This window comes from Cypionkella psychrotolerans, assembly GCF_001294535.1.
GTDB classification, from domain to species: Bacteria; Pseudomonadota; Alphaproteobacteria; order Rhodobacterales; family Rhodobacteraceae; genus Cypionkella; species Cypionkella psychrotolerans.
Genome location: NZ_LGIC01000033.1, coordinates 258,827 through 272,043, shown reverse-complemented (window position 1 = coordinate 272,043; position 13,217 = coordinate 258,827). Strand labels below are relative to the sequence as shown.

At 63.0% G+C, this 13,217-nt stretch carries 9 protein-coding genes and 2 pseudogenes; 1 reads left to right on the top strand and 10 read right to left on the bottom strand.

Annotated elements, in window-relative coordinates; all coding sequences use genetic code 11:
- Positions 1-337 precede the first annotated feature (337 nt).
- The 10 genes and pseudogenes from AKV04_RS07680 to AKV04_RS07625 form a co-directional block, all read right to left on the bottom strand.
- Positions 338-1,453 (bottom strand): annotated as a pseudogene (locus AKV04_RS07680) (IS110 family RNA-guided transposase).
- A gap of 102 nt (positions 1,454-1,555) precedes the next feature.
- A pseudogene (locus AKV04_RS25435) lies at positions 1,556-2,370 on the bottom strand (IS5 family transposase).
- Positions 2,371-2,665: 295 nt separating this feature from the next.
- Positions 2,666-3,364, bottom strand: a complete 699-nt coding sequence (locus AKV04_RS07660) for a hydroxymethylpyrimidine/phosphomethylpyrimidine kinase (protein WP_054005853.1) — start codon at positions 3,362-3,364, stop codon at positions 2,666-2,668.
- Positions 3,361-4,314: a HesA/MoeB/ThiF family protein gene (locus AKV04_RS07655; RefSeq protein ID WP_054005852.1), complete on the bottom strand. Its 954-nt coding sequence runs from the start codon at positions 4,312-4,314 to the stop codon at positions 3,361-3,363. The genes AKV04_RS07660 and AKV04_RS07655 overlap by 4 nt, the downstream gene beginning before the upstream one ends.
- Positions 4,311-4,913: a thiamine phosphate synthase gene (locus AKV04_RS07650; RefSeq protein WP_202905578.1), complete on the bottom strand. Its 603-nt coding sequence runs from the start codon at positions 4,911-4,913 to the stop codon at positions 4,311-4,313. Before AKV04_RS07650 ends, AKV04_RS07655 begins: the two co-directional genes overlap by 4 nt.
- Positions 4,910-5,698: a thiazole synthase gene (locus tag AKV04_RS07645; protein WP_054005851.1), complete on the bottom strand. Its 789-nt coding sequence runs from the start codon at positions 5,696-5,698 to the stop codon at positions 4,910-4,912. The genes AKV04_RS07650 and AKV04_RS07645 overlap by 4 nt, the downstream gene beginning before the upstream one ends.
- Before the next feature lies 1 nt (position 5,699).
- Positions 5,700-5,897, bottom strand: a complete 198-nt coding sequence (gene thiS, locus AKV04_RS07640) for a sulfur carrier protein ThiS (protein WP_054005850.1) — start codon at positions 5,895-5,897, stop codon at positions 5,700-5,702.
- Positions 5,887-6,849 (bottom strand): FAD-dependent oxidoreductase, encoded by a 963-nt coding sequence (locus AKV04_RS07635; protein WP_054005849.1) that lies wholly within the window; start codon positions 6,847-6,849, stop codon positions 5,887-5,889. The genes thiS and AKV04_RS07635 overlap by 11 nt, the downstream gene beginning before the upstream one ends.
- A complete protein-coding gene (thiC, locus tag AKV04_RS07630; RefSeq protein WP_054005848.1) occupies positions 6,846-8,672 on the bottom strand; it encodes a phosphomethylpyrimidine synthase ThiC in 1,827 nt (608 codons plus the stop codon). The genes AKV04_RS07635 and thiC overlap by 4 nt, the downstream gene beginning before the upstream one ends.
- 438 nt (positions 8,673-9,110) lie before the next feature.
- Complete coding sequence (locus AKV04_RS07625) at positions 9,111-9,569, bottom strand: Lrp/AsnC family transcriptional regulator (RefSeq protein WP_054005847.1); 459 nt, start codon at positions 9,567-9,569, stop codon at positions 9,111-9,113.
- Positions 9,570-9,754: 185 nt separating this feature from the next.
- On the opposite strand from AKV04_RS07625, the gene AKV04_RS07620 reads away from it, so the two are divergent.
- The gene (locus tag AKV04_RS07620; RefSeq protein WP_215905423.1) at positions 9,755-13,213 is read left to right on the top strand and encodes an indolepyruvate ferredoxin oxidoreductase family protein; all 3,459 of its coding nucleotides are present in this window, start codon (positions 9,755-9,757) and stop codon (positions 13,211-13,213) included.
- Positions 13,214-13,217 lie beyond the last annotated feature (4 nt).

The following is a 13,217-nucleotide window of genomic DNA, read 5'->3' as shown; positions in this document are numbered from 1 at the left end:
GTCTTCTAGGCTCCAGACTTCGGTAACGGGGTCGTCCCAGTCAAGCGGTTTTGCGCATGCGGGATGCGCCGCCGAACTGCGGTTTTGTGCTTTGAGAGCTTAGTCTGCTTCCCTTCTCGGCAACCTTCGCCTGAGGTCGACCCGGGTGCATGCTTCGGTCCGGGTCAGCGCGATGGCCGCCAACATGATGCTGGTTCAATGCAATTCCGATGTGCCCATCTCATGAGCGTGCTCGATGCGATCGGCATCAGTCCTGAGCACGGCATCATCGCAACCGCGTCCCGTGGGGACCTCGAAGGCCCGCGATCAGGCGGGCAGCAGTCTGGAGCTTGCGTCTTCAGCCGGCATGGATCACCGGAGTATCGAAGCGGAAGTCGATGTCATCCTTCCACATGCGGTGCAGGATCACGGCGATACGCCGCGCCAGCGCAACCATCGCGCGCTTGGCACCACGACGGCGCGCAAGCTTTGCGGCCCAGGTTCGCAGCCAGCTCGCCCGCCCACCAATCGTCGGGAAAACAGTCCACTGGACTGTTTTCTGACCCTCCTCATACATCATGACCGTGGCAGCCTGACACAGCGCGCGTCGAAGGTTGACGTCGCCCGCCTTGGTGATCCCACCCGAGATGCTCGCTCGCCCGACTGGTTTCGCGAGGGAGTCAGGCCGACCCACGGCCCGACCCTCTTCGAGGAAGTGAACCGGTCGGGATCGTCGACCGCAGATCGATAGGTCAGTGCCACAACAGCGCCGATCCCCATTGCCCGGCAGGCGATTTGCGAAGCAAATCTGCCGAGAGGGGGCATCGACATCAACCGGCAGCAGACCGGATCTTCCTGCGCGCGTTGCCGGACATGGCGTTCAAGGCTCGCCAACTCTCGCCGCAGCGCCGACCGCGCGCTGAGCATGGGTTCGGTTGCCGCTTCCAGCATCGGATTACCGGCCGCCCGCTCGCGGATACGCTGTTCGAACCGGCCTCGCGATATGGTGCCGACCTTAAGTCCGAAGTTCCGAAGGAGACTGCGCAAAGACATTTCCAGCGTGATGAACCCCTGTTGCACGGCCTTTCGAGCAGTGAGCACCGCCCGAACCTCTTGTGCGGACACCGATTTGCAGTGAACAGGCCGGAACCAGCCGAGGTGCAGAAGCGCGCGATACCGTCGCATCACGGCGGTCCGTCTTGATCGGCATAGCCTTAAGGGCGCCCTTCACTTGCCGGGTTTCCATGAGCACGACAGGCTGCCCAGCCTCGGACAACCCGCGATGCAACCACTGCGACAAGGGGCCAGCCTCGAGCCCGACGGCAGCGATTGCGCCGTCCTGATCGTTGATCCAACGCAACAGCGCCTCGGGTTCGCGCGCCACCTGCGCCTCCTTCACGATCTTCCCATGCTCGCTGATCACGCAGATCGCGGTCTTCTCCAGCGACACATCCAGTCCGACAAACAGCTTCATCCCGCACTCCTGCCTGTGAATCCGATACGGGAATGGCGCCAGCTTGCCCGCGATTCTGCAACGGTAACGGGCGGGCCGCGACGCAGGCCCCGTTACGGCATCTCATGGATTTGACAGCCAGAAGAGCACGGTTGCGGCGAGAGCGGTGGCGCAGAGGAAGACGATGGGGCATCGGTCGTATCGGGTTGCGACCCGGCGCCGGTCCTTGAGCCTGCCGAACATGATCTCGATGCGGTTGCGTCGTTTGTAGCGGCGGCGGTCGAAGCGGATTTTCTTCCTGCGGCTCTTCCTGCCTGAGATGCAAGCCCGTATCCCCTTGTCTTTCAATACTTCTCGATACCAATCGGCGTCATACCCCCGGTCGGCCAGAAGCCACTCCGCCTTTGGCAAACCGCCCAGAAGGGCAGCTGCCCCGGTGTAGTCGCTGACCCGCTGCCCGGCAGGCGATGCATGCATCGCCGAGAGGGGGCTTGCGGTCATGAAGAACCGGATCGGACGACCTTCCGCATCGGTGACGGCGTGCAGTTTGGTGTTCATGCCGCCCTTGGTTCGGCCGATCAGGCGGCCCCTTTGGTCATCAGGCCCCCCTTTTTCGACCGCAGGCTGGTCGCCGTGCGGTGTGCCTTCAGGTAGGTCGCGTCGATCATCACCGTCTTCGGAACGGCCGCCTCGGAGGCCAGCCCCTCCATGATCCGGGCGAAGACCCCCATGCCCCCCCACCGCTTCCAACGGTTGTATAACGTCTTCTGCGGGCCCTACTCCTTCGGTGCATCGCGCCACCGCAAGCCATTGCGATTGATGAAGATAATACCGCTCAGGACACGTCGGTCATCGACCCGCCGCACGCCATGACTCTTTGGAAAGAACGGCCGAAGCCGGGCCATCTGTGCGTCCGTCAGCCAGAAAAGATTGCTCATCATCACCCCCGTTAGTTCGAGAGCTTGAATCATGCAGCCGCAGCGACCTCAAGCAGATCAATAGGTCCTGAGCCTAGGACGGCAACCACAGAAGCCCCTAGTTTTCTAGACACCTTGCTTGGTAAATTTGGAAGCAGGGAGGACGAGATGTCCGGAGCAAAATTCACAGACGAGTTCAAGCGCGATGCGGTGGCGCAGGTCGATGATCGATGATCGATGATCGATGATCGGGGTACCCTGCAGGCGCAGCGTTGAGCTATCGGAGATGTCAACGTCGACGCCGGACGCTGTAAGCTCACCACCATGCATTCAGATAACGCTTTGCCTGATCGCAGGCCTTGATCAGATCCTCTCCAAGCGCCAAGTCGGCGGCGATAGCCGTGGCCAAAGTGCAGCCGGTGCCGCGCTGCGTGCCGAATTTTCGCGGTGCGGCGAACCGCAGAGGCAGGCGTTCCGGACGAAACAACCAATCGACCGCCTCCGGCCCGTCAGCATGGCCACCCTTCAGCAGCACCGCCTTTGCGCCCATCGCAAAGAAGCCTGCGGCAAGGTCTTGCAGCGGCGCAGCAGCGGCAAGGCCGGTCAGGATGGCTGCTTCCGGTAAGTTCGGGGTCACCAGCGCTGCGCGCGGGATCAACCGGGCAATCATCGCGGCGCGTCCGATGGCATCCAGCAGCACGGCCCCCGCACTGGTCGCTAGAACGGGATCCAACACGAAGGGCAGATCCGGCAAGGTCTCGGCAATGGCGGTGACAATGTCGGCATTGACCAGCATGCCCAGCTTGGCCGCTCGCAACGAGCCTGCGGCGCGGATTTGGGCGACAACCATGGCAGCAGGTATTGGATGCACGCAACATCCGCCCCCGGCATCCTGTGCTGTCACCGCTGTGGCCGCCAGTCGCGCCGTCACACCATGATCCGCCAGCACCGCCAGATCGCGGGCCAGCCCGGCCCCGGTGGAACTGTCCAATCCGGCAATCAGCAGAACCGTCATTGGCCGTCCGCCAACAGGGCCAGCGACGCCGCACCACGACCTGCCAGAACCTGCGCGCCGCGCCAAGCCCGCAAGCCCGACGCGCAGCACAGCACCACCCGGCCTGCACCGGGAAGCGGCCAGTTGATCAGATCATGCGGTGCCACCCATTGTGCGCCACTAATCATGTGCACCGATCCGACAGGGCGCAGATCGAGCACAGTATCGTCGGGCGTTAGCTGCGAGGCGGCGACAAAGCCAACGCCTTCGGACTCCGCAGCACCGGCAAAGCTGAAGCCGCCCAGCCGCCAGTTGGACAGATCCAGCGTGACGACGCGCCCCAGCGGGCTTGGTTCCAACTCGATGAGTTGAGCCAGAACCATCTGCGCCTGCACTGCCGCCAATGCAGCAACCACCGGCCCCAGAATCCCCGCTGTCGCACAGCTTGCCGCCTGCGCAGGCAAGTCGGGAAACACGGCGCGGTAACTGGGGGCCGTGCCACAAAAACCGCCGACATAGCCGGATTGCCCGATGACCGAGGCCGAGATCAGTGGTTTAGCGGCGGCAAGGCACAGGTCTGACAGAGTATAGGTCACGGCAAAGCTGTCGGCGGCATCGACGATCACATCTGCGGCGGCGATCAGGTCGGGCGCGTTGGCGGGGTCCAGCCGGGCGACCAACGGGGTGGGCTGACAGTCAGGGTTCAGGGCTTTGACGCGCCGGGCGGCGGCTATGGCCTTGGGCGTACCGATATCGGCCATGGTGTAGAGGGTCTGGCGGTGCAGGTTGGCCAGTTCGATCACATCGGGGTCGATGAGGATCAGCTGGCCGACACCTGCTCCCGCCAGAGCCGGGATCACCGTGCAGCCCAAACCGCCAGCCCCCACCACCAGTACTCGCGCAGTGGCAAGTTTTGCTTGCCCGGACAGCCCCACCTGTGGCAGCTGAATCTGGCGGATATAGCGGCTCATTGGCCCACCTCGCAGGCGGCGACCCATTGCCGCGCACGCGCGTCGGGATCGGTGGCGGTCACAAGGTCAGTGACAACCGCTGCCACATCCGCCCCGGCGGCAAAGACAGCGGGCAGGCGTTCGGAGGTCAGGCCACCGATGGCGACCAGCGGTATATCCGCGATCCGTGTTTTCCAGCGCGCCAGTTTCTCCAACCCCTGCGGCTGCCATCTCATTTGCTTGAGCGTGGTCGGATAAACTGGGCCGAGGGCGATATAGGCCGGGTGCAGTGCCAAAGCCCGATCGAGTTCGGCGCGGTCATGGGTGGAAATCCCGAAGCGCAACCCGGCGCGGGTCATTGCGGACAGGTCGGCGGTGTCGAGATCTTCTTGGCCCAGATGAATGAAATCCGCCCCGGCCTCCAATGCCGCGCGCCAATGGTCGTTGACGACGAGCTGCGCACCGTGACGCAGGCAGGTGGCTTGGGCAGCGGCGATCTGATCGGGAATATCCGCCGCATCGCCCTTGAAGCGCAACTGAACCAGCCTTGCGCCTTGAGCGACCACGCGGCCCACCCAATCGGCATCAGGCAGCACTGGGTAAAAGCGCGGCAAAATCATGCCCGGCCCCCAAGGTTCAGATCGGCCATGCCCAGCACTGGGGTTGACGGCACCGCCATATTGCGCGGTGGCATCAAACCGGCTTCATAGGCGATCCGTCCGGCTTCCACAGCCTGCCCGAAGGCGCGTGCCATTGCCACCGGGTCGCCCGCCTTGGCGACGGCGGTGTTCAACAGAACCGCGTCAAACCCCATCTCCATCGCCCGCGCCGCCTGACTGGGCGCGCCAAGCCCCGCATCAATGATCAGCGGCACCTGCGGAAAATACCGCCGCATTGAGGCTAAGGCCTCGGCATGACGCAGCCCCTGCCCTGATCCGATGGGCGCACCCCACGGCATCAGCACTTTGCAGCCCGCGTCTAGCAAGCGTTCGGCGACGATCAGATCTTCGGTGGTATAGGGGAACACCTGAAACCCGTCGGCACAGAGGATCTGCGCCGCTTCGACCAGCGCAAAGGGATCGGGTTGCAGCGTGTCGGCATGGCCGATTACCTCTAGCTTGATCCAGTTGGTGCCGAACACCTCACGCGCCATCTGGGCGGTGGTGATGGCTTCGCGGGCTGAATGACAGCCTGCGGTGTTGGGCAACAGCCGCGCGCCACTGGCTTGCAGCAGCGACCAGAAGCCGTTGCCTGCGGTAGCCCCCCGCGCCGCCTCACGCCGCAGGGATACGGTGATGATGTCGCAGCCGGAGGCGGCAATCGCCTTGGTCAGCACTTGCGGCGAAGGGTATTGCGCTGTGCCCAGCAGCAAACGCGATTGCACGTCGATGTCGTAGAGCCGCATCTTAACCCCCCTGCATCGGGGTCAGCACCTCGACCCGGTCGCCGTCGTGCAGCGGGGTTGTGGGGCGGGCAGTGGCGGCGATGAAAGCGCCGTTCAAAGCGGTGGCGAGGGCAGCAGCACCATAGCCGAGTTCGACCAGCGCCTCGGCTAGAGTTGCCGCGCTGATCTCGCATTGGCTTCCGTTCAGTTCAATGCGCAACGGCGGCCTCCTGTGGTGCAAGGGCAAATTGATCGGCCAGTTGTTCGGCCAGCGCCGGGGCGGTCAGAAAGCCGTGGCGGTACAGCCCGTTCAAATGCCAGCGTCCGCCTGCCTTGACGATGCGCGGCACATTGTCGGCAAAGGCTGGGCGCAGGCCGCTGCCGGTCTCGACGATGGCGGCCTCGGCAAAGCCGGGATGCAGGGTGAAAGCCGCCGACATCAGTTCCATGGCGCTGCGCAGGGTGATCGGGCCGGGATCGTCGCTTTCCAGCATGGTGGCCCCGATCATATAAAGCGCGTGGCCGCGCGGCACGACATAGACCGGAAAGCGCGGATGCAGCAGGCGGATCGGGCGGGTGAGCGTCACAGAGGGGCAATGCAGCAGCAGCATTTCCCCCCGCACGGCGCGCAGGCTGGGTAAATCAGCGCGGGCAGCGATGCCCCGGCAGTCGATATCGGCCTGTTCGGGGTCAAGCGGAGTGTTGCTGCGGATCGCAACGCCGCGCTGTCGCAAGCCATCGGCCAGCGCCACCAAAGCGGCACGCGGGTCAAGATGCGCCTCGTCGGCATAGAACAGCGCAGAGGCAAAACGTCCGGCAAGATCGCCTTCCAGCGTGGCGATTGCCTCGGCATCCAGCCGCCTATGCCCGGTGGTGCGGGAGGCGAAACGGTCAAGCTCAGCGCGGTCGCGTGCCGGGGCCACCACCAATGAGCCACGCCGCACCACACCCGGCACCCGTACTGCCCACCAGTCGGCCGCACTGGCCCCCAGCCGCGCCACATCGGGCGCGGCCGTTTCGGCTTCGACATAGGGCGCAATCATGCCCCCCGCCAGCCAGCTTGCGCCGCCATGGGCGGGCCCGTTGTCCACCACCTCAACCGGCAAGCCGCGCTCGGCCAAGGCGGTTGCGACGCAGAGCCCCGCAACCCCGGCACCCAGAATGGTGATCATTCCGCGACCTCTGTGGTGGGCAGATAGACCTCACCCTTCTCGCGGAACTTCAGCGCCATCGCGGCCATGCCCTCTTTCTGCGCCTCGGCGCGGATGTCGTGCGAAATCCGCATCGAACAAAACTTCGGCCCGCACATCGAACAGAAATGCGCGGTTTTATGCGCCTCTTTCGGCAGGGTCTCGTCATGGAACGAACGCGCCGTGTCGGGGTCAAGCGAGAGGTTGAATTGATCCTCCCAACGGAATTCGAACCGCGCGCGGGACAGCGCATCATCGCGCGCCTGCGCCCCCGGCAAGCCTTTGGCCAGATCGGCGGCATGGGCGGCGATCTTGTAGGTGATCACGCCCGTCTTCACATCGGCGCGGTCGGGCAGGCCCAGATGCTCTTTCGGCGTGACATAACACAGCATCGCGGTGCCAAACCAACCGATCATCGCAGCACCAATGGCGCTGGTGATATGGTCATAGCCGGGGGCGATATCGGTGGTCAGCGGCCCGAGCGTATAGAACGGAGCCTCGCCGCATGTGGCCAGTTGCTTGTCCATATTGGCCTTGATCTTGTGCATCGCCACATGGCCCGGCCCTTCGATCATCACCTGACAATCCTTCGCCCAAGCGATCTGCGTCAACTCTCCCAGCGTTTCCAATTCGGCAAATTGCGCGGCATCGTTGGCATCGGCGACCGAACCGGGGCGCAACCCGTCACCCAGGCTGAAGCTGACGTCATACGCCCGCATGATGTCGCAGATTTCGTCAAAATGGGTGTAAAGGAAGCTTTCGCGGTGGTGATGCAGGCACCACTTGGCCATGATCGAGCCGCCACGGCTGACAATGCCAGTGACCCGGTTCGCAGTCAGCGGGATGTAGTGCAGACGCACCCCGGCATGGATGGTGAAGTAATCCACCCCTTGTTCGGCCTGTTCGATCAGCGTGTCGCGGTAAATCTCCCATGTCAGATTTTCGGCCACGCCATCGACCTTTTCCAGCGCCTGATACAAAGGCACCGTGCCAATCGGCACCGGGGCGTTGCGCAGAATCCATTCGCGGGTGTTGTGGATGTTGCGCCCGGTGGACAGGTCCATCACGGTGTCCGCGCCCCAGCGGATCGACCAGACCATCTTGTCAACTTCCTCCGCCATCGACGAGGTGACAGCACTGGTGCCCATGTTGGCGTTGATTTTCACCGCGAAGTTGCGGCCAATGATCATCGGTTCCAGTTCGGGGTGGTTGATGTTGGCGGGGATGATGGCGCGACCAGCGGCAATCTCCCGCCGCACGAATTCGGGCGTGACATGGTCGGGGATCGCAGCACCAAAATCTTCGCCATCGCGGGGGTTGCCCGTCGGGGCGGTGCGGCCAAGGTTTTCCCGGATCGCCACATATTCCATCTCAGCCGTGATGATCCCGGCACGGGCATAGGCGAGTTGGGTAACAGCCTTGCCATCCACGGCGCGCAGCGGCTGGCGGGTTTGCGGGAAGCTCGGCACCAGCCGCTCGCCTGTGGCAAAGCCGTTGTCGGCAGGCTGTACGGCACGCGGTGCATAGACCGCACAATCGCCGCGGGCGGCCACCCATGTGGCGCGCAAAGGTGCCAATCCTTGTGCAATATCGGTGGTAATCGCTGGATCGGTGTAAGCGCCAGAGGGGTCATAGACTGTCACCGGCGGCTCACCCGCCGAGGGATGCACGGCGATCTGCCGCATCGGCACCAACAGATCGGGATGTAGGATGCCCGGCACATAAACCTTGCTGGAGCCGGGCAGCGGGCCTGTGGTGACAGAGGGTAGCACGCCGTTCTGCGGGATTTGGGTGGTGTGGTTCATCAAAGCCTCTTTCGCGTTGATGAACCGTGGTAAAGGGAAAGAAGCCGGGATTGCGCCCGTATGGTGGTGCCCCGTCGAAAACTGACGAAGTGGCGACCGCTTGTGCTTCCTACGCCAGTATCAACTGGGTCAGGTTCAAAGGGTCGCTTCACCGCAGGCCAAACATTGCTGTTCGCCCCACTATCAGCCTCTCAGTCCTTTAGGCAGGACTCCCCCGACAGTGGAAGTTTTCTAGACAGCCGGCGGTGCTGCGTCAATAGGGGCTGTCCGCTCAATCTCTGGCATGGCAATGCCGTCCCGGAGTCAGCGGCGGCATAACCAAGGAAAAACATCATCGCAGCGGCACAACCGCCCCTTACGGCGGGGCCAGATCGGCCGCGACATGTTGCACGGGGTCGCCGCCACAGGTCTGAGCGATTGAACATAGGCAAATGCGCCTTAGAGCGGCACGTTCAGGCTGTTCTTGACCCGCTTCAGCGTGAAACTGGTGTTGATCGACTGCACGTTTGGCAGTTCGACAAGTGCATTCTTGACCGTCGCCTCATATTCACGAACGCTGGTCGCGATCACCTGTAGCACATAGTCATATTCGCCGCTTAACGAGTAGCATTGCATGATCTCAGGGACTTTCGCCACAGCATCTTCGAAGGCTTTGAGCCTGTCACGCTGGTGATGCGATATCTTCACAAAACAAAACACCAGAATCTCGAACCCGATGGCCTCGGGATCGACGATGAAGCGTTTGGCACTGATGGCCCCCGCCGCCTGAAGCCGTTGCAGCCGCCGCCAGCATGGTGAGTGGCTGAGGCCAGTGATCTCTCCCAATTCCCGCAAAGTCAGGTCGGGCCGCTCTTGCAGCGCCTTCAGGATACGTCGATCCGAATCGTCCAGCAGCATGTTCTACCCGTTATGACAGATGCGGTGAAATTCCCGCAGAATGCAGAACAACCTGCCCCTATGTGGCGTATAAGTGGTACAATGTTGCCAGAGAGCCGTCAACAAGGCCAGCAATAGCGACCTTGTTTCGCACAGCCTGGACTAGAGTGTTGCCAGAAGGACCAAGCCGCGTCGGGAGGATGCACATGGCCATCACGCTGGACGACAAATACACGGCAGAGAGCGGTTCCGTCTTGCTGACCGGGACACAGGCCTTGGTCCGGCTGCCGATGACCCAGATGCGCCGCGACCGCAGCAGCGGGCTGAACACTGCGGGGTTTATCTCTGGATACCGCGGCTCGCCTTTGGGCGGCTATGATCAGCAACTGGTCAAGGCCAGCAAGTTTCTGGATCGCCATGACGTGGTGTTCCAGCCGGGGGTGAACGAGGATCTGGCCGCAACTGCGGTCTGGGGTAGCCAACAGTTGCATCTGTCGTCGGGCGCCCGCAAGGATGGCATCCTCGGCATCTGGTATGGCAAGGGGCCGGGCGTTGATCGCTCAGGCGATGTCTTCAAGCACGCCAATGCGGCAGGCTCCGCGCGGCATGGTGGGGTGCTGGCGATTGCGGGCGATGATCACACCTGCAAGTCGTCCTCGATTCCGCATCAGTCCGATCATGCCTTCATCTCGGCGCTGATGCCAATGCTTTACCCCTCGTCGGTGCATGAGTTCTTGGAGATGGGGCTGCTCGGCATCGCCATGTCGCGCTATTCCGGCTGCTGGGTCGGCTTCAAGGTGATCTCCGAAACCGTCGAGATCACCTCGGTCGTCGATCTGGCGCAAGAGATGCGACAGTTCGTGCTGCCCACCGATTTTGAACTGCCGCCTGACGGGTTGAACCTGCGCTGGCCCGATCCACCGCTTGTGCAGGACGAGCGGCTGCAAGAGCACAAGGGCTACGCCGCCATCGCTTTTGCCCGCGCCAATGGCGTTGATCGCCTGATCATCGACCACGCCCGCGCCCGCTTTGGTATCGTCGCCTCGGGCAAGGCCTATGAGGATGTGCGGCAAGCGTTGGCGGAACTGGGCCTTGGTCCGCAAGAGCAGGCGCTGATCGGGCTGCGCCTTTACAAAGTGCGTATGCCATGGCCGCTGGAGCCCGAAGGCATCCGCGCCTTCTCGCAGGGTCTGGATGAGGTGCTGATCGTCGAGGAACGCCGCGAGATCATCGAGAACCAGATCAAAGAGCAGTTGTTCAACTGGCGCGCCGATGTGCGACCCCGCATCGTCGGCAAGTTCGATGAGACGGGCAAGCCGTTTCTCAGCCTGTCCGCCGGTCTGACCGTGGGCCGCGTTGCCGGGGCGATTGCAGAACGGCTGCTGCGGCTTGATCTGCCCAGTGATCTCGCCGCACGTCTAAGCGCCCGCGTCGAGGATCTGCATCGGATCGAGGCGCGTGCCGAGGCGCATATTCCCCCGGTCTTGCGACTGCCGCACTACTGCGCAGGCTGCCCGCACAACACCTCGACCCGGGTGCCTGAAGGATCGAAGGCGATGGCCGGGATCGGCTGTCACTTCATGGTGCAATGGATGGACCGTCGCACTGAAACCTTCACCCATATGGGTGCCGAGGGCGTGCCATGGACGGCAATCAGCCGCTTCACCGACGAAAAACACCGCTTCGTCAATATCGGCGATGGTACTTATTTCCACTCGGGCCATCTCGCGATCCGACAGTCGGTCGCGGCAGGGGTCAACTTGACCTACAAAATTCTCGTCAACGACGCCGTGGCGATGACCGGAGGCCAGCCGATTGATGGTGAACTGACGCCGGAGCAGATCACCCATCAGGTTTATCACGAGCGGGTGGCGCGGATCGTGCTGATGTCCGACCATCCCGAGGTCTATCACGCCGCAGACCTCGCCCCCGGCACCGAAATCCGCCACCGTGACGATATCGACGCGGTGATGTTGGCGTTGCGCGAGTTGCCCGGAGTCACGGTGATCGTCTTCGAGCAGATCTGCGCTGCTGAATTGCGCCGTAGGCGTAAGCGGGGCACCGCTGTGGACCCCGATATGCGGCTTTGGATCAACCCTGCGGTCTGCGAAGGTTGTGGCGATTGTTCCGTGCAGTCGAACTGCATCGCGATTGAGCCGCTGGAAACCGATCAGGGCCGCAAGCGCCGGATCAACCAATCGGCCTGCAACAAGGATTATTCTTGTCTCAAGGGGTTTTGCCCGTCGTTTGTCACGGTGCGCGACGGGGCGTTGCGCAAGAACCAACCCCAGAGCGGTGCGGATGTTTCCGCGCTGCCCGACCCGGTACTGCCGCAGATCGAGCGAGCTTGGAACCTCGCCCTTGCCGGTGTCGGAGGCACGGGCGTGCTGACCATCAGTGCTATTCTGGGCATGGCCGCCCATGTCGAGGGTAAAATCCCAATGGTGCTGGACATGGCGGGGCTGGCCCAGAAAGGTGGCGGGGTGATGAGCCATGTCCGCATCTCACGCCCCGACCGCCCCATTGCCGCGCCCCGCATCGCGGCAGGTTCTGCCGATCTTTTGATCGGCGCGGATTCTGTGGTGGCCGCGTCAAAGGACTGCATCCTAGTGTGCAGCCCCGATCGGACGCAGGCCGTGCTGAACACCCACATCACCCCAGTATCGGATTTTATCCGCCATCGTGATTTTGATTTCAAGGAAGCCAGTTCTGAGGCCTGCGTGGCGGGGGCGGTGCGCTCGGCCCGGCATTTCCTGAACTTCTCGGATCTAGCGACACGATTGACCGGCGACGTGATCGGGGCAAACCTGATGATGCTGGGCTATGCGTGGCAATGCGGGATGGTGCCGCTGACCAGTGCCTCGATCCTTGAAGCCATCCGCTTGAACGGCACGGCCATCAAGCCCAACACCGAAGCGTTCAACTGGGGCCGCCTGCTGGCGCATGACCCAGCGAAAGTAGCCACTCTGGCAGGCATTGGGCAGGAGGCCCCCATGCCCGACACCCTGCCGCTTGACGCGCTGATTGCCCGCCGCGCCGATCTTCTGCGGGCGTATCAAAACGCGGGCCTTGCCCAGCGCTATCTGGACGGCGTTGCCCGGATCGCTGCCGCCGCCCGCTCCGAACGTGTGGGCGACAATGACTTGCCCCGCGTGGTGGCCGAGACTTACGCCAAAGTTCTGGCCTACAAGGACGAATACGAGGTCGCGCGACTGTACAGCCTGCCCGCATTCCGCGCCGGGCTTGAGGCCGAGTTCTCTGGCCCCTATCGTCTGTCGCTGAACCTCGCGCCGCCGATCCTGTCCGGCAAGGCTTCGGACGGCCGACCGAAAAAGCGCGAATTCGGCGCATGGATCCTGCCTGTTCTGGGCCTGCTCGCGCGGTTCAAATTCCTGCGCGGCAGTTGGGCAGACCCTTTCGGGCACAGCCACGACCGCAAGCTGGAGCGTGACTTGATCGCGCACTACGAGGACGATCTGACATTGGCAGAGCAGGTGCTGTCCGCCGAGACGCTGCAACTGGTGCGGGACCTGCTGTCGCTACCGCTAGAGATCCGCGGCTATGGTCCGGTCAAGCAAGCGGCCTATCAAAAACAGATGGCGCGGCGGGAGGATCTGCGCGCCACCTTGCAAGGCAATAGTCCCGTGGCGATGGCTGCGGAATAGGGAG

Excerpts from the sequence above, each read along its gene's own strand:
- AKV04_RS07660 (WP_054005853.1), bottom strand. The coding sequence starts at position 3,364 with ATGACGGTTCTGCTGATTGCCGGATTGGACAGTTCCACCGGGGCCGGG.
- AKV04_RS07655 (WP_054005852.1), bottom strand. The coding sequence starts at position 4,314 with ATGAGCCGCTATATCCGCCAGATTCAGCTGCCACAGGTGGGGCTGTCC.
- AKV04_RS07650 (WP_202905578.1), bottom strand. The coding sequence starts at position 4,913 with ATGATTTTGCCGCGCTTTTACCCAGTGCTGCCTGATGCCGATTGGGTG.
- AKV04_RS07645 (WP_054005851.1), bottom strand. The coding sequence starts at position 5,698 with ATGCGGCTCTACGACATCGACGTGCAATCGCGTTTGCTGCTGGGCACA.
- AKV04_RS07635 (WP_054005849.1), bottom strand. The coding sequence starts at position 6,849 with ATGATCACCATTCTGGGTGCCGGGGTTGCGGGGCTCTGCGTCGCAACC.
- thiC (WP_054005848.1), bottom strand. The coding sequence starts at position 8,672 with ATGAACCACACCACCCAAATCCCGCAGAACGGCGTGCTACCCTCTGTC.
- AKV04_RS07625 (WP_054005847.1), bottom strand. The coding sequence starts at position 9,569 with ATGCTGCTGGACGATTCGGATCGACGTATCCTGAAGGCGCTGCAAGAG.
- AKV04_RS07620 (WP_215905423.1), top strand. The coding sequence starts at position 9,755 with ATGGCCATCACGCTGGACGACAAATACACGGCAGAGAGCGGTTCCGTC.